The sequence below is a fragment of the Providencia sp. PROV175 genome (assembly GCF_032707045.1).
Classification (GTDB): Bacteria; Pseudomonadota; Gammaproteobacteria; order Enterobacterales; family Enterobacteriaceae; genus Providencia; species Providencia hangzhouensis.
The window spans coordinates 230,141-247,814 of the sequence record NZ_CP120534.1 but is presented as its reverse complement, the minus strand read 5'-3'; the positions used below and the strand labels follow the sequence as shown (position 1 = coordinate 247,814).

The 17,674-nt window shown below is 46.5% G+C and carries 24 protein-coding genes; 3 read left to right on the top strand and 21 right to left on the bottom strand.

What is annotated here, in order from left to right; all coding sequences use genetic code 11:
* Nucleotides 1–303: 303 nt before the first annotated feature.
* From P3L44_RS22070 to P3L44_RS22060, 3 genes are all read right to left on the bottom strand, one after another.
* Nucleotides 304–582, bottom strand: coding sequence for a hypothetical protein (locus P3L44_RS22070; RefSeq protein WP_162762192.1), 279 nt, complete (start codon nucleotides 580–582; stop codon nucleotides 304–306).
* A gap of 23 nt (nucleotides 583–605) precedes the next feature.
* A complete protein-coding gene (locus P3L44_RS22065) occupies nucleotides 606–923 on the bottom strand; it encodes a hypothetical protein (RefSeq protein ID WP_042847040.1) in 318 nt (105 codons plus the stop codon).
* A gap of 119 nt (nucleotides 924–1,042) precedes the next feature.
* Nucleotides 1,043–1,609 (bottom strand): hypothetical protein, encoded by a 567-nt coding sequence (locus tag P3L44_RS22060; RefSeq protein WP_042847041.1) that lies wholly within the window; start codon nucleotides 1,607–1,609, stop codon nucleotides 1,043–1,045.
* Nucleotides 1,610–1,778: 169 nt separating this feature from the next.
* Here P3L44_RS22060 and P3L44_RS22055 point away from each other — a divergent pair, with 169 nt between their 5' ends.
* Nucleotides 1,779–2,090 (top strand): type II toxin-antitoxin system HigB family toxin, encoded by a 312-nt coding sequence (locus tag P3L44_RS22055; protein ID WP_042847414.1) that lies wholly within the window; start codon nucleotides 1,779–1,781, stop codon nucleotides 2,088–2,090.
* On the top strand, nucleotides 2,087–2,503 hold the full coding sequence (locus tag P3L44_RS22050) for a type II toxin-antitoxin system HigA family antitoxin (RefSeq protein WP_042847042.1): 417 nt from the start codon (nucleotides 2,087–2,089) through the stop codon (nucleotides 2,501–2,503). The genes P3L44_RS22055 and P3L44_RS22050 overlap by 4 nt, the downstream gene beginning before the upstream one ends.
* 77 nt (nucleotides 2,504–2,580) lie before the next feature.
* Here P3L44_RS22050 and P3L44_RS22045 read toward each other — a convergent pair whose 3' ends face one another.
* The 10 genes from P3L44_RS22045 to P3L44_RS22000 all read right to left on the bottom strand — a co-directional run bounded on the left by P3L44_RS22045 (nucleotide 2,581) and on the right by P3L44_RS22000 (nucleotide 8,115).
* On the bottom strand, nucleotides 2,581–2,889 hold the full coding sequence (locus P3L44_RS22045; RefSeq protein ID WP_166268285.1) for a hypothetical protein: 309 nt from the start codon (nucleotides 2,887–2,889) through the stop codon (nucleotides 2,581–2,583).
* A 24-nt stretch (nucleotides 2,890–2,913) separates the two neighbouring features.
* Nucleotides 2,914–3,249, bottom strand: a complete 336-nt coding sequence (locus P3L44_RS22040) for a hypothetical protein (RefSeq protein ID WP_166268283.1) — start codon at nucleotides 3,247–3,249, stop codon at nucleotides 2,914–2,916.
* A 130-nt stretch (nucleotides 3,250–3,379) separates the two neighbouring features.
* The gene (locus P3L44_RS22035) at nucleotides 3,380–4,180 is read right to left on the bottom strand and encodes a methyltransferase (protein ID WP_042847045.1); all 801 of its coding nucleotides are present in this window, start codon (nucleotides 4,178–4,180) and stop codon (nucleotides 3,380–3,382) included.
* A gap of 63 nt (nucleotides 4,181–4,243) precedes the next feature.
* The gene (locus P3L44_RS22030) at nucleotides 4,244–4,690 is read right to left on the bottom strand and encodes a hypothetical protein (RefSeq protein WP_052219361.1); all 447 of its coding nucleotides are present in this window, start codon (nucleotides 4,688–4,690) and stop codon (nucleotides 4,244–4,246) included.
* 57 nt (nucleotides 4,691–4,747) lie between these two features.
* Nucleotides 4,748–5,236, bottom strand: a complete 489-nt coding sequence (locus tag P3L44_RS22025) for a hypothetical protein (protein ID WP_042847046.1) — start codon at nucleotides 5,234–5,236, stop codon at nucleotides 4,748–4,750.
* Between the two features lie 123 nt (nucleotides 5,237–5,359).
* The gene (locus P3L44_RS22020; RefSeq protein WP_042847047.1) at nucleotides 5,360–5,578 is read right to left on the bottom strand and encodes a hypothetical protein; all 219 of its coding nucleotides are present in this window, start codon (nucleotides 5,576–5,578) and stop codon (nucleotides 5,360–5,362) included.
* A 98-nt stretch (nucleotides 5,579–5,676) separates the two neighbouring features.
* Entirely contained in the window at nucleotides 5,677–6,246 is a 570-nt protein-coding gene (locus P3L44_RS22015) for a GDSL-type esterase/lipase family protein (RefSeq protein WP_072035184.1), read from the bottom strand.
* A 139-nt stretch (nucleotides 6,247–6,385) separates the two neighbouring features.
* Complete coding sequence (locus P3L44_RS22010) at nucleotides 6,386–6,946, bottom strand: hypothetical protein (protein ID WP_042847048.1); 561 nt, start codon at nucleotides 6,944–6,946, stop codon at nucleotides 6,386–6,388.
* Nucleotides 6,947–7,112: 166 nt separating this feature from the next.
* Nucleotides 7,113–7,535, bottom strand: a complete 423-nt coding sequence (locus P3L44_RS22005; RefSeq protein ID WP_042847049.1) for a hypothetical protein — start codon at nucleotides 7,533–7,535, stop codon at nucleotides 7,113–7,115.
* Nucleotides 7,536–7,692: 157 nt separating this feature from the next.
* Nucleotides 7,693–8,115, bottom strand: coding sequence for a hypothetical protein (locus P3L44_RS22000; RefSeq protein WP_237072378.1), 423 nt, complete (start codon nucleotides 8,113–8,115; stop codon nucleotides 7,693–7,695).
* 161 nt (nucleotides 8,116–8,276) lie between these two features.
* Here P3L44_RS22000 and P3L44_RS21995 point away from each other — a divergent pair, with 161 nt between their 5' ends.
* On the top strand, nucleotides 8,277–8,681 hold the full coding sequence (locus tag P3L44_RS21995) for a DUF6896 domain-containing protein (protein ID WP_042847052.1): 405 nt from the start codon (nucleotides 8,277–8,279) through the stop codon (nucleotides 8,679–8,681).
* Nucleotides 8,682–8,717: 36 nt separating this feature from the next.
* Here P3L44_RS21995 and P3L44_RS21990 read toward each other — a convergent pair whose 3' ends face one another.
* The 8 genes from P3L44_RS21990 to P3L44_RS21955 all read right to left on the bottom strand — a co-directional run bounded on the left by P3L44_RS21990 (nucleotide 8,718) and on the right by P3L44_RS21955 (nucleotide 17,615).
* A complete protein-coding gene (locus P3L44_RS21990; protein ID WP_042847053.1) occupies nucleotides 8,718–9,014 on the bottom strand; it encodes a hypothetical protein in 297 nt (98 codons plus the stop codon).
* A gap of 54 nt (nucleotides 9,015–9,068) precedes the next feature.
* On the bottom strand, nucleotides 9,069–12,464 hold the full coding sequence (locus P3L44_RS21985; protein ID WP_042847054.1) for a hypothetical protein: 3,396 nt from the start codon (nucleotides 12,462–12,464) through the stop codon (nucleotides 9,069–9,071).
* Nucleotides 12,465–13,591: 1,127 nt separating this feature from the next.
* A complete protein-coding gene (locus P3L44_RS21980; protein ID WP_042847057.1) occupies nucleotides 13,592–14,503 on the bottom strand; it encodes a RepB family plasmid replication initiator protein in 912 nt (303 codons plus the stop codon).
* A gap of 875 nt (nucleotides 14,504–15,378) precedes the next feature.
* A complete protein-coding gene (locus tag P3L44_RS21975) occupies nucleotides 15,379–15,717 on the bottom strand; it encodes a hypothetical protein (RefSeq protein WP_191901268.1) in 339 nt (112 codons plus the stop codon).
* Nucleotides 15,718–15,720: 3 nt separating this feature from the next.
* Nucleotides 15,721–16,242 carry a hypothetical protein gene (locus P3L44_RS21970; RefSeq protein ID WP_263057246.1) on the bottom strand — a complete coding sequence of 174 codons (522 nt, stop codon included), beginning with the start codon at nucleotides 16,240–16,242 and terminating at the stop codon, nucleotides 15,721–15,723.
* 132 nt (nucleotides 16,243–16,374) lie between these two features.
* Entirely contained in the window at nucleotides 16,375–16,890 is a 516-nt protein-coding gene (locus tag P3L44_RS21965) for a hypothetical protein (RefSeq protein WP_042847059.1), read from the bottom strand.
* A 31-nt stretch (nucleotides 16,891–16,921) separates the two neighbouring features.
* Nucleotides 16,922–17,263 carry a hypothetical protein gene (locus P3L44_RS21960; protein ID WP_042847060.1) on the bottom strand — a complete coding sequence of 114 codons (342 nt, stop codon included), beginning with the start codon at nucleotides 17,261–17,263 and terminating at the stop codon, nucleotides 16,922–16,924.
* Complete coding sequence (locus P3L44_RS21955; RefSeq protein ID WP_166268273.1) at nucleotides 17,232–17,615, bottom strand: hypothetical protein; 384 nt, start codon at nucleotides 17,613–17,615, stop codon at nucleotides 17,232–17,234. Before P3L44_RS21955 ends, P3L44_RS21960 begins: the two co-directional genes overlap by 32 nt.
* Nucleotides 17,616–17,674: the final 59 nt, after the last annotated feature.

The window sequence follows — 17,674 nt, the reverse complement described above, 5'->3', positions numbered from 1 at the left end:
CAAACCATAACCCCTCATGGTTGTGAATAAAAACTCGGCTTTCCCCTTTCAGACTCACCGAGTTTCCCACTGTACCACACCCAAATCCCATCCAAACTCACTTTCTTCCCTTTCAAACTCACTTTCCTCCCTTTCAAACTCACCTCAATCCTCTGTAGGCCACGCCACCAGCGGCCTGTGAGCGACAGGGATCTTTTAGGATCTGTTAGGAACTAATTAGGTTAATTATTAGGATCTAGCTTGTTGAAAAGTTGATAAGTGAAAACCAGCGCCCAACACAGGTACTGGTTTTTGTTTGGGTGGCTATTCTGCCCAATGGGCTTTGAGTTGTCTGTTAGCTTCATCTAACGCAGCTGAAGCTGAGGGCATGATGCGGTTATCGAAAACCCAGGGCGCATCTTTCCAGTTGCCTTGCTGCCGAATATAGCCCAGTCTTATCGCTTGCATGAATGTCATCGGCTTTGGGCTAATAGGATTCACCACCAGCCCCTTGGCGCGATTGACACGCACTTTCAGGTAAGCCAGCACACGCTCAGCCTGCGCTTCTTTTTGCCCTGACAAGTCCCAGATACTGCGTCTCAAATGCTTAATGGCTTCTTCACTGGTCACGCGTAATCCCTCGTAGAGTTCAGTACACTGATGCTTGGCAAATCGCACTGAAATTCAGTGTCATCGGCACGGTCTATCCAAGTTATACACGCTCCAGATCGCCATACCGCCAGAACGGGGTCGCTCATGCAGTTTTCAACACTCTCATCCGAGTCATCAAAGTCGTCGAACGTCGCTTCGCTATAGATGACAACATGGAGGAATTGCGGGTTTCTTTCCAATACAGCAAAAGCGTCGATCAGCGCGGATTTGTCAAATTTCAGCGTTACGTTCAAACAGCGAATATTATCTTGGAGTTTAAGTTCAGTCAGCATTGGTTACCCTTTCATGCCCTGAGGCTCTCTCATGGCGATCCTCAGCAGTTTTACGATGTTTTGTGCGAAATGATGCGATGAGTACCACATCGCATCGTAGAAAGCGTTACAGCGCTATTTCATTGCAGGCTCTTTTCGACCCAACGATATTCTTTGGATTGGAAATTATCCTGCAAGCAGATCGTGCATTTTCCGTTGCGGCACTCTGCGTAAACACTCCAGTGGAATGCGGGTGTATCACAGCTGCCGGAAACTGATTTAACAAAGCCACCGAGCTCATGCTTTTTTGCAATGGTAAGTTTGGACGTGGCGATAGCTGAGCGGAGCTCAAACGCATCAAACTCCACGGTAATTGACCCAGCTGGGAGCGTCACTTCGTTACAGACGGAGTACAGTTCGCGAGGTACGGTAAAGCAGGTATTAGCCAGCGCATATTGCTCAGCTGTTAGGTTTCGTGGCGACTCCACTGCACAGAGCAGCGTATCCCATGTAATGCCGATGTTTGCATCATGAGTGCGATCCACCAGCTGAAGCGCCTTGTGTGCCTCATATTCAGAAATGGGTTCCATCTCATTGTCAGACAAAACTTGGTGGATGTCTTCAGTATCCCACAGCTTGGAAAGCACAACATCGTATTGATTTTTTGTGGACAGGTGCGCGATTAACTCTTTGACTGTGCAGTACATAAGAAACCTCTTTTATTGATATTGTTTGTTTTGTTTACCTCTTTATTGAAGCATGACCTCAACCGCTGACGAAGAATAGATAGCAGAATAATTAATTTATTAGTTGCCATATTGGCAACCAATAGTTTAGATGCTACAATGTTGACAAATAGGAAACATGAGAGATGCAATGCACGTAATATCAAGAGAACCTTTTGACCAGGCATCCAAGCGATTTCCAAACAGTGCTCAGGCGCTATCTGACATATATCGAACACTCAAGCGCGACAGTTATCAAACGCCTGATGAGCTTAAAAAGGTTTTCCCCAGCCTTGATCGGATGAAGTATAGAGAGAAATGGTGGGTCATCGACATCAGTGGCAATTCATTAAGAATGATGTTTTTTGCCGACTTTGACCGGGGGAAAATATTCGTGAAACATATAACAACCCACGCTGAATACGATAGGTTGACTGATCACTACCGGAGAACAAAAGCATGATGTTTCAAGATGCAGTAAACGCAGCACAAAACCTGATAAGCATTGTGCCGTTATTGGGAAACAGCCATTCTCGCGAAGACTATGAAAAAGCCGTTCAACTGGTTGAGCACCTTGTCGAAAATGACCCAGACAACCCGCTTATCGACTTGATTTGCGCGAAGATTGATGCGTATGAAAAAACAGCGCCCGAATTTGCTGAATTTAACGAGCGCTTAGCAAAAAGCAATGGCGGTGTAGCAGCATTGAGAACGCTGATGGATCAATACCACCTTAATACGACAGACTTTCAAGATGAGCTCGGTTCGCGCTCATACGTTAGCCGCATCCTCAACGGTGAACGAGGATTAACACTGGAGCACATTAAAAAACTGTCTGCGCGTTTTAATATCCCTGCCTCCATTTTCATAGACTAAACGGTTACAATCGAGTTCCTACACTAACAAAAAACCCGCTTTTTATGCGGGTTTCTTTTTTGATTCAGTGGACAATCTTACCGAATTAGCTGCCGGTTGTGCAGAACAGTACAGGTCGCACCAAGACCCGCATGCAGCACGAAAGCTATCAACACAAATCCCCCTGAAGCTGGGATATGAAACGAGTCTAGGAAAGCCGTTGTCACCGTCAACATCAAACCAAAAAGGCCTATGTATTTAACCGCCAACGAGAGACACACAACCACTGGACTTCGCAGCCCTGGCAATTTGTGTGTTTCGTGATACTGGTACTTTGCATACAATCCACACAGCACCAGCAAGGACAATGTCATCAACGTTAAAGTGCCGATCAGTAGTGCCAGCATGACAACCCCCTTAACCCCAACTTGTCAGCCAATATGGCAAACGCTTTTCCACAGCTTTCGCGCTTCACCACTCACGTCGAATGAGTAGCTCTCACCCAACTCGTTATCATCGAACTTGCACACCAGGCCATACGGCGTAATGAGCATGTGCGCACCCGATACGCTGATCCCAAACAACCGGATGCTGATATGTACGGGAACAGACATCACCCCTTTACCCCTCTGGCGATATCGCTCTAACGCCGAACTGAACATGCCGCGATTAATCAGCACCTCCAGCAAGTGTTCGTTAACCCAACTACCCTGGCCGCCAAAGACGGTTGAATTCGGATTTACGCTGATAATGTTTCGTGGCTTCATCTATCCCCCCTGCGCTCTTTTCAGCGCCTCACTTTGGATGGCGTTCCCCCCCGGTATCGGGAAGTTCCAGTATCACTCAGCAGATATCGCTGACGAAAAAACCGCCCGAAGGCGGCTTTGACATTGGCTGTTAGAGGTCAATTTCCAGTAGAACAGTTTTGACCATCGTGCCGGACTCTTTGAAAGCTTTGTCTTCCAGTTCAGTGAATGAGCCCCCGAGCAGTTTCACACGCTCACGGAAGGCCTTGGTCAAGGCATCTTCACGGAACAGCACGCCCGCAGACAAAATGCCCCGCAGGCGACCACCTTGCGTATACACCCCACCTGAAAGCAGCAGATCCAACGCTCGGTTTGTATGCTTAATGTCGGCCTTATTTTTGAAAGGCGGGTTCATGATGATGACATCGAATTTCTCGTCCATTTCATGGCTGAGAAAATCAGCATTGACCAGTTCAAGGCTTGTGCCCGTAAATTCAGGGTTTACCAGCGACGTAATTTCAGGGTCGCTGTTCAGTTGCTGAACGCGCTTTTCATCCAGCTCAACAGCCACGATATTGAGGTTTTTTGCCGCTTTAGCCACAGCTTTGACAATACGCCCATCACCGCAGGACGGCTCCAGCACTCGATCCCCGTCCTGAATATTGGCACTGGTAACCATCGTATTGATGATTTTTTCCGGCGTTGGAAAAAAGTTGAAGTCGTCTTTTGGCACCACAACCGATCCAGACAGGATAATGTCGTCGATACGCCCTTCCGCACTGCCATCAAAAATATGGGCTTTCTCTTTGCGGTTCCACTTCCCACCAGCGGCTTCAAGCACCTTGTTGGTGTTGGTGTACAGGCGACGATCCAGCTGGCCTTCCAGGAAGAGTTTGTTGCCCTCCACACGCGCTTCAGACAGAACTGCGAGGACGTCATTTGATACTTGCATTTCTTACCCCAATTTATTGATATTGAATTAGCCACCAGCCCCACGCTGACGGCTTAAATTGCTTTACCCGATCACTACGACGGATTGATAGCTTTCAGCAGCCAGTACGTCGTCTTCATCGTTGTCCTGCCAGAACATGGCTGGTAGACGATCAACTTCAAGATGGCTTGGCATCCATCCCAGAGTGCGTGCAACCCAGAAACTTCGGGTATGCCCAGCATTATCGACAACGGATACCCGTTCGCCTTCATAGCCCACCAGCTGAGGACTCAGGTTCCCAGTGCATTGCAAACCGGTGCGCTTCGCGTACTGATGGCCTTTTTCCATCATTGCCATACACTCGGTGTAATGCTCGAAAGAGCCTGCTTTGCTCTTCGGTTCGACAACCCCCATCCACTGAGCCACGGCTTTTGCACGCTTCGCCAGCAGGGCTATCCCGACCTTGAAAACACCACGGTCTTGAGTGAAAACGTATTGCTGTTTTAGCTTGTCGATTTTCAGCTGGTTCATAACGGGTTTCCTCGTTGCGATAATGTTCGGCCTGCGATCAGACCGAACGATTAGGTGTCAGACTACGTACTGTACGTTTAACTCTTGATGAAGCTGCTTTAGGACTGTTTCCCCACTCAATTCCAGCGATTCCATTTTTCCACCGATATAGGCAGCGCCAGTCACTTCAGTGTGGAAAAACGCGCCACGATAAATGATGCTATTCATGACAATGGAGATAACCCCCACGCTGCGAAGCTCATACAACAGCTCTTCTGCCGTCCATTCCATCGCATTGATCCAACCACGCAAATCCTCCAATGCCCCTTCATCTGGCGTAGGAGCCGCAAGCAGTTCATCCAGCTGCTGCACAAACTCATGGTCTGGCTTAAACGCTCTAAGAAAGCTACCAATCGCTTCTTTTCCACTTAGTCGATTAAAACCGAATGAGACACTGCGATTAGATGAATGGAAAAACTCCAACCCTTCTTTGGGCAAGGATCCAATGGGCGCATCTGCACTAAACGTGACGATAAAACTTTGGATAAATTCTTGCTTATCTGACATGTGAATCCTCTTTTCTTATTGGTATCGTTGTTTTGTTTACTTAACCAGTAAAACATGACCTAAGCCGCTGACGAATAATAGAAAAGAGATTATTTTGAGAAACAATATCGAGTAGTGAAAATGTTATTTCCGGAAGGACTCCACAGCTATTTTCCCGTGGTAATGATGAAGCGCGCGAACGCTTTCCTTGTGGTCGTCATCACCCGCCTTGCCCGATTGGCTGTATCGCTTAGTTGTCTGGTATCGCTCAACCAAAGCCATATACTCCGGATCATTTGCCCGGTCATAACGGACAGCAAAGCGACGGCTGACCCCAAACTTGTTTCTACGGTTGGCACCCATGAATCTTCCTTTTAAACCCGAGTTGGTTCGATAGGAAGATCATCCCACAGGTTCAGCGCTGACAAAGAGGTTCAAAATAAAATACATTCCCCCTGTTTTTACTGGTTGAACAGCCTCCCAATTATCAAATCACTACCTTTGCTCGTGTAATGTATCCCGTCATGGGTTCGTACCTGCACATCGTTCACGGTAAGGTTAAACTGACGCCCAATAGCGACCTCGGGGTCGAAAAAAGCGATCTGTGTTTCATCCACCGCCTGACGGATTGCTTGTCTGGTATTTACCAAGGCGGCTTCGGTGGCAGGATTCTTCATTGCAGGTGGCAATATCCAGATAATCGATGCACCGGGGTTGCTCTGCTGGATTTGCTGGATAAACTGTGTTGCCTTCTGCTGGTAGTTCGTGACTTGGTTTGCACCGATGCCGTCATTAGCCCCCAGAGAGATAACCACGGTCTCATAGTCCTGAAAACTCATTGTCTGAACATAATCGTTCCACTTTACCGAACTGCGGTCGGTAAGCCCTGTGCTCTCCTTATAAAGGCCGTCTACTGGGATGTGCTTCTTTGCGCTCGTCGCGAGGGTATAGGTTAAGCTATCACCGATAAACAGTGGCTTAGCCAATGATATTGCAGGCAGGAACAGGGTAAGAAATAAGGCAGTTTTCATAACTATTTCCAGGTCGATACACTGCCGATGATTTTAAAAAAGATACTTTTTTAATCCACGTTAAAGGCCGACGCTTTGCGGACAAAAAAGCCCACACCATCTGGTGCAGGCTTGGAGTCGAACTTTTTAGCACGCCTCATCAGGCCATTGCGGTTTCGGCCAGAGACAAAGCTTGTTCTTGAGTTTTAGCGATCCCCAACCACAAGATCCTTGCTGAAGGAAAGTCGAAGCGCAGGATGTTCAAAGCGCGCTGTTCATCCTCAGCAAACACGGGCTTGTATGCCGCGACACAGCGCTCATACTCAGCACCTTTTCGTAGCTGAGGAATTGCATAAACGATGAAGCAACGGTCTTCTGGCTCACCATATTCCGGTCCTGCTATTGATACAGCGTAATCGAACGCAAATTTTTTCACGTCATAGAAACTACCACTTTCTTCATGTGACATCGTGTATTCAATTTTTGTCCCAGCATTAGCACGTTTTTTCATGTGCTCAGTTTGCTGAGCATTGTTCCAGCGGTGCAATTGCATACGGCTGGCTTCTTTGCCCTTCAGGACAGCCTTGGCGTTTGGCTTGTAGCCTTGCGCGATCAACGCGTCAATCCACTCGCGGACAGTCACTACTGAACCGTTGAAACGGATTGCTGAAGCTAAATGGTTTTCAGCACGTTTTTCGTTTGCATTGACTAATGGGGTCATCGTAACTTCCTCGGTTTATTCATTTTGTTGACCCAATCATTCAAGCATGAGATTGACCGCTGACGAAGTGATTACACGCTGATTTTTATCATAAAAAATGCCCATCGAGGGTGATGGGCATTAAGGGGTATCGTGGGTTTGGGAAGCCCACTTCATTGATCAGACGCTAAGCATGTGTGGCAGCGTCGAACTCGGGTGAAAACACTGGGTTAACGCGAATGACTGTAGCCATTTCGACTTTCAGATTTACCTCCACATATTCCCCGTGCTTTAGAAACTGAACTTTCTGGTCGATACGACGCATTCCAATGCCGTTAGATTGAGCCTGAACCCACCAATCAAAGTCGGGCGGGATTGTCAGAGTTAATCCGTGCCATTGGGTCATAAACACGTTACCCATTGGCTTATACGTTTTCTGAGGCTTGCACCAGAATGGAAACATCAGCTGAACTAATGCACCATTGCGTGGGTCTACAAACTCCAGGAAAACACCAAAAGGTGACTCTCCTAAGACCTTTTTAAAATCCATCCACGCAGCGTGACAGAAGGTATTATCTCTCAATACTTTAACCATTTTCACGTCGTTCATTTCATTCAGCCTTGTTGGTTTCTATGTAATTAGTAAACCATGACCTCAGCCGCTGACGAATAGCGTAAACTATATTATTTTGAATTATTTCTTTTGTGATTGGTTTTGCTTCAGGCAAAAAAATGCCCACCGAAGTGAGCGATTAAAACGGGGCAACTTAACCTTTCCCGTTGATGATCCGAATCAACCTTTCATTCTGCTCCTGTGCCAGTGCTTCCGCCATTTCCTGAACGGCTATCATACGTTTGGTTGGCATGGGCTCGCTGAACAACGACGCAGTAGCAATAGCTTCAAGATACTCAGACTTCAGCTGATTTGCCTCTGCATCAGCGATGGGGAAAGTAGGTAACGGTACGCGTTTCGCGATGGAGGTTGCGACAGATTTCTGCGTTTTCATCGCTGAATTAGTCACAACAAATAACAGGAAATATCCCGCTAAGATACCCAGGCCAATTTTAGCGATCTTTGCTTTGACTCCTTTCGCGGTCAACATGGCTATCGCTGAACAGGTAATGCCCAGGCAAATGAAAAAGAGCGCCCCACCAGAGGTAGAAGCCACTGCGGTGAATAAAGTGATCATATTTCCTCGCTTAAGTGTTGTGGTAGACCAGGATATTGTCCCCCGTAGACAACCGGTAATGAAATTTCTAATCCTCATTTTAAAAATCAAGCCCCCTCTAACTTGACAAGACCGCTAGCGAGGATATTGTTTTGATTAAAATTAATAACAAGGTGGTTAATATGGACAGTCGTCTTCGCGACCTAATCAATGATTATTTAAAACGCGTTTCTGAAGCCATTGAGTTAATGAAGCTCTCAGGGTTCGAATTGCCAATATCTAATAACGCGTGGGCAGGAAACAGCATTCCACAAAGCGGGGAGTTGCATAGTGGCATCAGGTATTTCAAACATGGTTACGGATGCGCCGTGCATTTACGAACGGGCACTATCGATTTTGATTTTGGAGAACACGGGGAATTCAATGGTTTCGATTTTTGGCGCTTATCCGGCTTTGCAAAGGACAATTTAAGCCAATATGGATTTCAAACACCTGATGAATTAAAGCAATGTTTCGACGCTGAAATAACGAAAAGCAATCTGCTTTATTCTGGTTACATTCTTTATTATCTAAATGAACAGCAATAGGCCGGAAACCGGCCTATAAAAACACATATCGCCTACTTATCCGTGAAAGAAAATAGGCATGTTTAATACTCCGTGAAAGAAAATAGGCATGTTTAATACGCCGCTGATAAAGTCCTTTTCAGCTTTCAAATCACGGTAAAACGGTGAGTGAGCCTCTGCCAGTGCCAACAACGCACCACGCTCCGGACCAAATTCATTCACCTGCTGGGTGATCTCCGCAAAAATTTTACGGACGGTTTCCAGGTGACTGGCTGGTAAGCCGTCTTCCTCCAGTAACTGAAGGAATTCCGTGAACATCACATTGCGCGGGATCGGGTTATATTCTTGAGACACATTCACCTCCTAAATGCCCTCAGGGGCGGTTGATAATGCTATTCATACACTGTATTAATTACGCGTTGTCCAGCGTGTCACGCCTTCAGGCAATGGCACTTCCACCTCGGAGAAGTAACCGGTCTGGTATTTTCTCGCTTCTGAGTTACGCGAAAAGATGTAATGCAACGCCAGTTCTTTGTTGGCAAAAGTCATCCTGGTAAAGGTTTTCACTGGTGCAATAATGCCCTCCAGACATTGATTTTCGTTGTACCCAACAGGGCAGATATCGAACCAATGAGCATGGTTGAATGGTGCTTTTGTCTTCGCAATCTTCGCTTTATTCGGATCGTCATAACGCTGAGGCAACGTCACTTCAATCACATCGACAGGGGCATCCTGGTGGAGGTGAGGACTACCAAGCAGTGTATCGATCATAGGCCTGCCGCTTTCATCGCGTAGGCTCTCTGCAAGCCACAGCGTGCTCTTAGAACGATGTGGATGTGACACGTATTCCTGTGCGTAGCGCCAGCGGACATCAAAGCTGTGTATTTCGGATACAGAGTTGCTATTCAGTGAATAGTCCAGCCCGCTGTATTCGAGATCCTTGTTCGTGCTGAACATGTTCACGTCGGGCATTTCCTTAGAGGAAAACATCCACATGTCAGCAGCCTTTGTGCTCAGTTCTTTGATGCGCCCTTCAGGGTGTTTGTAGAACGATGCATACATCTCCGCCAGACCGCTCTTGGCGCTCTCACTTTCCAGCAACTGATAGATGCAGTGTACCGATCGGCTTATAGAGCCCACGTACACAAAGTTCCATTCACTGCCTTCAATGCGGATGCCGATCGGGATCATCAAAGCTGGAACCTGGACTTGCCCACCCGTCTCATGAACGTAGTTCATCTCGTAGTAAGCTTCTTTCCAAAGATGAGACATTTCCGCCAGACGTCTTTGGTTGGCTGGGTTTAAACGATGTAGATCACCGGCTCTGCTTTCCACAAAGCTAAACGCTTCCTGTTTTTCTTCATAACTGCCAAAAGCAGCATTCAGATTCTTCCACGCCTCCGCCTCCGGCCATTCAAAAATTGTTGTTTCCGCCACATTCGAGGCGTTCAGTTTCACCCAGCTGCGTGAGCCTTCTTTGATTCCCGTTTTCGTCAGGTTGAAGTTAATGCGCTGCACCCAGATATGCGGCTCTATCCGATCATCACGCTCACCATCCGTTGGCGCAACGTACAACGATAATTTACCATTCGTGTTCACAATGAGGCGCAAAGGTGCGGCCTTAATTATGCGCGCAAAATCGACTATCTGAGGCAGCATATTCATGCCCCGGCAGGCGATCATGTCCATCACGCCCAGCAGGTTTTCCCACTGCGCTTTGTCGGCCATCGCCTCTGCCAAAGGTGCTCCACGGTTCGCTGCACGCCATGCCATGACTGTTTTGTCGATAACGGTATCTTGGTCGGCTTCATTCCCCACACGCCCTACCACCAGCGCTGCTTTCAGCAGGTCGCGAGACTTCTGCTCTGACTGACGCTCTTCTCGTAGGTACTTAGCCAACGATTTGAACAGCGCAATGTAGTAGGTGTGGTCCGAGCGCACAGCCCGAGAATAGATGTAGTGCTCCAGATGCTCAGCGGTGACCGCGTCCAGGCACAGGTAAGGCAAACGTGCGTCGTCTTCCTTCCACTGTTTGTTGTACTTTTCGATACAGACGTTGACGTTATAGTCACGCGTCACACTTCCTCTCTTGTTGCTATAACTGGTCTTGCTGACTGGCGCTTTGACATTCAACAGGCCGTCTTTGATAAAGGCTACAGCTACGTTGCGGTCGTCTTTAAAGTCCACGGTAAAACTAAAGGAACCATAGGAACGATCGTCATTTTCTTTGGCTGCACCTGGCGCAGTCTCTGGGTTCGCCAGTGAATGCCATTGGCACATCACACGAGAGCCGCTACGTAGGTGACTGTTTGCCCATTCGATGAAACCAGCCAAGGATGGATACTTTTTATTTTCTGGGTTACTCAGCATGCCTGTACCGTCAGCATCATGAATGAAGCGGCAATGTTGCTCTTGGAATTTCATCGACACAAAATTCAGACCCAGACTCCGGTCGTAGAAATCACCAAATAGTTGTTCCCGATGGTCAAGCCCACAACACATAATCAGGAAACGTTTGTAGTGCAGTGCCATGCGCTCATGCGCCTTCAGCCGATCAGAATAAGCGACGTTTTGGAATTTAATTTGTTCCCCATCCATCCCCCGGAACAAGCGCTCTTGCTCATCCCGAGACGGGAACAGCATGTTCGCACCCAGGTGAGACTCCACAGGGGACACGATGCGATACAGGTTTTCGCCGTCGCGAACCATCAAGAATACCTTGGCATTCTCGCTGTTATTAATAAGGTTTTCCATACGGTCTTTGTAGTCGATATAGCGGCGAGTCGTTGCCATGACCAGTACGCAGCGCGGCGAAGGGAAAATTTGATCCACCAGCGCATGGGTATTGCACAGCGCTTGATAGAACTTGTCCAGGTCACCAAAGTCGAACCAGTCACTTAAGTCGTGGTAGATGGCCAACTCTTCATCGACCATCAATTTCTGCTGAACAAAGGTCAGAGGCTCATTGCTGGGAGCGGACTGCCCTTTACGGATCACCTTCACGTTGACGTCTTTGCCAATATAGAGATCTAAAGACTTGATACCGTCCATCAGTTTGTCAACCTGAGAACGCGCATCTTCTGTTGCAGCCAGCTGCGCCGCTGCCATTTCGGCAAAATAAGGCACCACAGCCTGAACTGCCGCTGTAATTTCGATATTACGCTCTTGGATCCACTCGGATTGGATTGTCGCTATTTGATGGTTTTGCTCGGCCGCATCACGCATGTTCTTGATATCGGCTTCAGTCACGCCCGCTGCAATAGCATTACCCACCGAGCCTGTAGCCAGGCGAATAGCGTTATTACTGATAGCAGGCATGGTGCTCGCACTTACACCTTTCTTTGCGGCTTTTTGCTCAATACGTTCTGTCACAATAGCTTTCATCGCCTCAGGGTTAGCGAGAGACTTCGACAGAGATTGAGTTAGATCGGTAACACGCTGCTGGCACAATGCGACTTCAGCATCACGGATCTGACGCGCATCATCAGCGAATACAAAAAGCTCAACAAAGTCATTAAACAAGAATCGGTGCTCTTTGACAGTTCGCTTAACACTGTGAGAAACGCCGTCTTTGTCTACTGTGACAAAGGTTGCGTATTGCTCGTAGTGCTTCGGATGTGCGCGGAGGATGACGGTATGAAGCTGATTTTCAACCCAACGTAGGGATTCGATGAGAAGTACCTCATCCATCAGGATAGCTTCTTCTGGGATATCCTGCATTGCGCGCCAATATTGCCCGCTTTGAAGTGAGTTGAAACGCTGGATACGTTCGACGTGTTCTTCACGAACTACAATGCCTGTCATGGCTCTGCCCTCAATTGTGATTCATTTTCTATTACTATCTTTACACGTAGTGAACAGCTGACGAATAGGTCACAGGCGCACAGAAAGACATATTTGAATAGGGATAGAGGGATCTGACCAGCGCATGTTTGCAGGGCGAAACCACCTTCATTCACCTGCATGTTTGCAGGAGGAAACTCCGCCCCATCGTTACGCGTCTGCGAAAAACAGCATACTTGCAAGGGGTAAAATCAGCTCCTACGCTGCATGTTTGCAGGGGAATAGCATATTTGCAGGGGGTAAACTCAGCCCCTCCGCTGCATGTTTGCAGGGGAATAGCATATTTGCAGGGGGTAAACTCAGCCCCCTCCGCTGCATGTTTGCAGGGGAATAGCATATTTGTAGGGGAATAACACTGCCGTTCCGCTGCATCTTTGCACGGGAATAGCATATTTGCAGGGGAATAACACTGCCGTTCCGCTGCATATTTGCAGGGGAATAGCATATTTGCAGGGGAAATTCCCTGCCGTTCCGCTGCATGTTTGCAGGGGAATGCATATTTGCAGGGGGAAACTCCAGCCCCTCCCCTACATGTTTGCAGGGGAAAAGCATATTTGCAGGGGAAATTCACTGCCGTTCCGCTGCATGTTTGCAGGGGAATGCATATTTGCAGGGGGGAAACTCCAGCCCCTCCCCTACATATTTGCAGGGGAAAAGCATATTTGCAGGGGGGAAACTCCAGCCCCTCCCCTACATGTTTGCAGGGGAAATTCACTGCCGTTCCGCTGCATGTTTGCAGGGGAATGCATATTTGCAAGGGGATAAACTCAGCCTACTACTGCATGTTTGCAGGGAAAAGCATATTTGCAGGGGGGATATAACTGCCGTTCCGCTGCATGTTTGCAGGGGAACAGCATATTTGCAAGGGGATATAACTGCCCCTCCGCTGCATGTTTGCAGGGGAACAGCATATTTGCAAGGGGATATAACTGCCCCTTCGCTGCATGTTTGCAAGGGAATAGCATCTTTGCAAGGGGATATAACTGCCCTTCCACGACATGTTTGCAAGGGAACAGCATGTTTGCAGGAGGAAATCACGGTTCCTCAATAACATGTTTGCAGGGGGACGCATACGCCCTGGAATATACTTAATCCAGGTCGGTATTTTTCAACAAATCTGGGTCACGCGAATTGATTGAGAAAAAAACTTGTCGCTTTCCTTTCGACACCCTATAGCCTTCAGTGTACTTGAGGTATTTGACGTCTTCTAATAACTTCATTGCCCTTCTAACCATTTCAAGTTGCTTATAAGGGTCTGAGCGCATATTTAAACGCTTCATCAACCTTTCAAATGAGACTATCTGCACCCTATTCTCACTGTTTGGCAACCCTTCAAGAAAAGCATAGATAGCCTTTGCCACTTCATTTCTTTTGATCGCAGGGAATACCTTCAGCTTCAGAACGCGCTTGTAGTCCATTTTGTACAAGTCACTTAATTTTGGATTGAATTCCAAAATAACTTCGTTTGCAGCTGTATCCACCCTGGAGAAATTCAACAAGTGAGTTGTAGCACTAATCAAATCATCGCCAGTATCTTTGTACACAGATATTGAAGTGGATGTAATTTTTCGAAGTGATTTAGCGACCCTTTCTTTCAGGATTTTGTTAATTTGCCTTGTGTTGTAATCACACATCTTTGCAAAATCACTGAAGGGAAGCACAACTTTATTGTCTACCATTGGATATTCACTGAGTGACTGAATTATTGAAAGCCAGATACGAAAGTCTGTATCCATATCTAATTTAGGCCCAGATATGGTGACTCTGTCATAACCTTCGCTATTAACAATCTCAAGGTTTCTCAGCTCTTCCGAAGCATCCATCACCCTGCTACCAACATTTTTCTTTTCCCTGCTACTAACGGGACTAAAAACACTAAGCCTAAGCAGTGAGATAGGTTGAATCGATCGCGTATCTGTTGATGATATGTAATCAATTTCGCCCGTCGTCTTGTTTTTTACTTCCACAGACAGGCCTAAATCATTAATATCCTTAGCCATAGTTATTCCTAAAATATTATTATTTGTTAACAGGCATTTTGAGCCTTTGCATATTTGCAGGGGGATGTATAACATGTTTGCAGGAGGAAATCAGCATATTTGCAAGGGAAAAATGCATGTTTGTAAGCTGATCTTGCATGTTTGCAAGGGGAAATAACATGTTTGCAAGGGAATTTAACTCTGCAACTGGTTGAAAATAAAATAAAATATCAACCTTAGATCACTTAGTTGTTTTTAGTTATTTAAGATCACAATAGATCCAATTATTAGATCACTCCTGTTAATAACGGGGATAACTTCCTTACCACCCTTCAATTTACTTTAAAAACTCTAAATGTATTTCCATTGGGAAAAATAATTTCAAATCCTACTTTTTCACTCCGCATCTCTATTAAAAACCGATGCCTTTCCGTCCCTAGAAATCAGTGGATTATTCAGTAATAACTCCTTTCCTTCATTCTTGCATAAATCAAAAACCACCTTTAATTGATTGATTTTAAAGATTAACTATAAGGATTTGGTTTCCTTTATTTGTCCACAGCCGGAAGTAACATATACATGTTTGCAGGGGAATGATTTGCATGTTTGCAAGGGAAAATATGCATGTTTGCAGGATGATCTTACATACTTGCAAGGAGAACTTACATATTTGCAGGAGGAAACAGCATGTTTGCGGGGGAAAAATGTTCTATAATACTTTGATAGTATTAATCAATCTCGCCCTTAGATCCCTTAGGTCTTTTTAGATCAGTTATTAGATCAAAAGATCCAATTATTAGATCATCCCTGTGAATAATGGGTATAACTATTTGAAAAGCGGACATCTGGAATGCAATCCGCTTAAAGTTTAAGTAGCCACACGGGATCGAATTTATTTAAAAAGCAATATTTTTTGCCAGACCAAAAACAAAATCATTAGTGAATGTAAAATCACGCCACACCAGGCAACCATCCGCATCACGAATTTCTACCTGAGTTGATGTCTTACTATAACGAATGATCTCAATAGTCTTTCCAGACAAACCACCAGCTCTGATCAATGCTTCTGTAACCTTCAGACCTTCTTGTTGACGAAGGTCATATGCATTGTCATCCGATTCAGTGGAACCCTGTTCAGCACGGGCAATTTGAGCCTCAGCAGAGCGAAACAGGTCAGCCAATTCTTTCCCTTTATTTCGCTCTACACCTGCAAAAACTTCTTCTAAATACGTCATATTTTACCCTTGTGACCAATTTGAAATGATCGTGCTTGTGAAACCAACGATCTCTTTTGAGATCACTTCTTCGGCTTGGAATACTTCGATGCAAATTTCTTTAGAGCCAGAAGCGAGTTCTACCCGACACAATGGAAACGTACCCATAATGTCCCGCTTAAGCTTCGCCAAAAGCTCGCTAAGTGATTTTCCAGGGATCTTTGGAGCTAAGTGAGCAGGAACTGAAACTTGCAGGCAAATCGCCTCAGGGGCGTTACAAGCGCTATCACACATCAAACTCATCGTGCCATAACCGACCAGTGAACGATGATAGAACACCGCTTCACGGGTAGCAGACTCGTGATTGGAGATCAGCGCATAACCATTTTTTTCCAATTCTAGATAGTCGCTATTAGCAATACGCTGAGAGTAGTCCTCACCCCAGGATGCATTATTACGGCCTTCAAAACGGGCATGGTGATAGTGAGACTTTAAAAAAGCATAATGCTCTTCACGGGAAGACATGGGAATGTGTGAGTAATTCATCAGTGTTTATTCCTTTGCGTATCAGACTTTCAGTATCAAGCCTCCCATGCAGCTGACAAAGGGGTAAACACAACGGAAATCGAAAAACAAAGTTAGTTTGTGGAAATGGGTGGGTAATCCCACCCACTGAAATTACTGGCCGACGTTGGTTAACACTTCACGAATGCGATCAATGGTGGTTTGGGCTTTATCATCCCCCACTCCCGCCCCCCTATTGTGAATTTCGGCCGCAATATGACACACTTGGTCAATGACCATTTCAGGAACTGCCTTCACCACACTTTCCGGACGTGCTAATACGAGATTCATTTCGCAAACAGTGACACCAGCACGACGTGCCATAGCTTCACGTTCACCTGCCGCTACACGCAGATCGTCAATCGATTGCAGCATCGCTTCATTATCTGGCTTACACCCCAGTTCATCGGCAATCTCTTTAATGCATTGCGGAAGCACATCGTCTGAGAAGTGCTGAAGCCGGAACTGGATCAGCGCCAGCTGTTCATCCGGTGTTAAGCTCACGCCTGCCCCCCAGAATGAAAGGCGATTTTTCATGTCCACGAGTCGGGCATGGTTGGTCAGAATATTGGCGTTGCGGGTACCATCAACATCAGGCCCAGCATTCGTTTTTTCAGGTGTCGGATTCATGAAAACCTCATTTTCGGAATGGGTGAATTTCTCAACTACAGTTGCACTTCAACATGAGTTGCTGAAATGTCATGTCGGACATTTTCACTACTTTCTCAGGCACTTCAGCACCGAGACTCTTCAAGTGTGCTCTCAGTTCGTCCCGCTCCTTCATCGTTTCAATCAAGAGCCGAGACACCTGTGCTGACCACTCTGGCCGCATGTGGACTGGCGACTCCGGATAATTGTTCCAGTGCGCCATCATGGTTAAAGCCACGCGCAATGTGTCGCGTTCGAAAACCGAGAGTGACTTAACGCAGATCCCCGGAGGGAATTTTTCCGCCTTAATTAATTTAAGATAGTTAATTTGAGGCCGATTGTTTGCCAGGCTCATGATGCCTCCGTAAAAAAGCAGGTTTTGTGATAATAACGTCCACATCCATGCAACGATTGTCCTGACACATTTGCGCCTGACTTTTGTCGTAGAGCATCAACGCGACACGCTCGCCGGGCAGAGGCAGATCTTTTTCTGCCGGGATCTCACCCACTACATCAATACGGACGGTACTTTTGTTACTGTACAGGCTTAACCCGTCACGTTTTTCAATATCGACTCGGTATTCAGCGATGACAGAATCGGTTTTCTCCTGGCTGGGCATCAATTCGAACCCAGCGATCAGAGCGCCCCCTAACACCATAATCAACGCACCATCTAACAACACATCGGTCATATTCGTTTTCATCATTCATATCCTGTATGAATAGTAAACTTCAATACTGACTCAACTTGTACTGCCGACGAAAT

Bases quoted from the DNA above. Each gene is read 5' to 3' on its own strand.
- P3L44_RS22065 (WP_042847040.1), bottom strand. From the start codon at position 923: ATGCTGACTGAACTTAAACTCCAAGATAATATTCGCTGTTTGAACGTA.
- P3L44_RS22060 (WP_042847041.1), bottom strand. From the start codon at position 1,609: ATGTACTGCACAGTCAAAGAGTTAATCGCGCACCTGTCCACAAAAAAT.
- P3L44_RS22055 (WP_042847414.1), top strand. From the start codon at position 1,779: ATGCACGTAATATCAAGAGAACCTTTTGACCAGGCATCCAAGCGATTT.
- P3L44_RS22050 (WP_042847042.1), top strand. From the start codon at position 2,087: ATGATGTTTCAAGATGCAGTAAACGCAGCACAAAACCTGATAAGCATT.
- P3L44_RS22045 (WP_166268285.1), bottom strand. From the start codon at position 2,889: ATGCTGGCACTACTGATCGGCACTTTAACGTTGATGACATTGTCCTTG.
- P3L44_RS22040 (WP_166268283.1), bottom strand. From the start codon at position 3,249: ATGAAGCCACGAAACATTATCAGCGTAAATCCGAATTCAACCGTCTTT.
- P3L44_RS22035 (WP_042847045.1), bottom strand. From the start codon at position 4,180: ATGCAAGTATCAAATGACGTCCTCGCAGTTCTGTCTGAAGCGCGTGTG.
- P3L44_RS22030 (WP_052219361.1), bottom strand. From the start codon at position 4,690: ATGAACCAGCTGAAAATCGACAAGCTAAAACAGCAATACGTTTTCACT.
- P3L44_RS22025 (WP_042847046.1), bottom strand. From the start codon at position 5,236: ATGTCAGATAAGCAAGAATTTATCCAAAGTTTTATCGTCACGTTTAGT.
- P3L44_RS22020 (WP_042847047.1), bottom strand. From the start codon at position 5,578: ATGGGTGCCAACCGTAGAAACAAGTTTGGGGTCAGCCGTCGCTTTGCT.
- P3L44_RS22015 (WP_072035184.1), bottom strand. From the start codon at position 6,246: ATGAAAACTGCCTTATTTCTTACCCTGTTCCTGCCTGCAATATCATTG.
- P3L44_RS22010 (WP_042847048.1), bottom strand. From the start codon at position 6,946: ATGACCCCATTAGTCAATGCAAACGAAAAACGTGCTGAAAACCATTTA.
- P3L44_RS22005 (WP_042847049.1), bottom strand. From the start codon at position 7,535: ATGAACGACGTGAAAATGGTTAAAGTATTGAGAGATAATACCTTCTGT.
- P3L44_RS22000 (WP_237072378.1), bottom strand. From the start codon at position 8,115: ATGATCACTTTATTCACCGCAGTGGCTTCTACCTCTGGTGGGGCGCTC.
- P3L44_RS21995 (WP_042847052.1), top strand. From the start codon at position 8,277: ATGGACAGTCGTCTTCGCGACCTAATCAATGATTATTTAAAACGCGTT.
- P3L44_RS21985 (WP_042847054.1), bottom strand. From the start codon at position 12,464: ATGACAGGCATTGTAGTTCGTGAAGAACACGTCGAACGTATCCAGCGT.
- P3L44_RS21980 (WP_042847057.1), bottom strand. From the start codon at position 14,503: ATGGCTAAGGATATTAATGATTTAGGCCTGTCTGTGGAAGTAAAAAAC.
- P3L44_RS21975 (WP_191901268.1), bottom strand. From the start codon at position 15,717: ATGACGTATTTAGAAGAAGTTTTTGCAGGTGTAGAGCGAAATAAAGGG.
- P3L44_RS21970 (WP_263057246.1), bottom strand. From the start codon at position 16,242: ATGAATTACTCACACATTCCCATGTCTTCCCGTGAAGAGCATTATGCT.
- P3L44_RS21965 (WP_042847059.1), bottom strand. From the start codon at position 16,890: ATGAATCCGACACCTGAAAAAACGAATGCTGGGCCTGATGTTGATGGT.
- P3L44_RS21960 (WP_042847060.1), bottom strand. From the start codon at position 17,263: ATGAGCCTGGCAAACAATCGGCCTCAAATTAACTATCTTAAATTAATT.
- P3L44_RS21955 (WP_166268273.1), bottom strand. From the start codon at position 17,615: ATGATGAAAACGAATATGACCGATGTGTTGTTAGATGGTGCGTTGATT.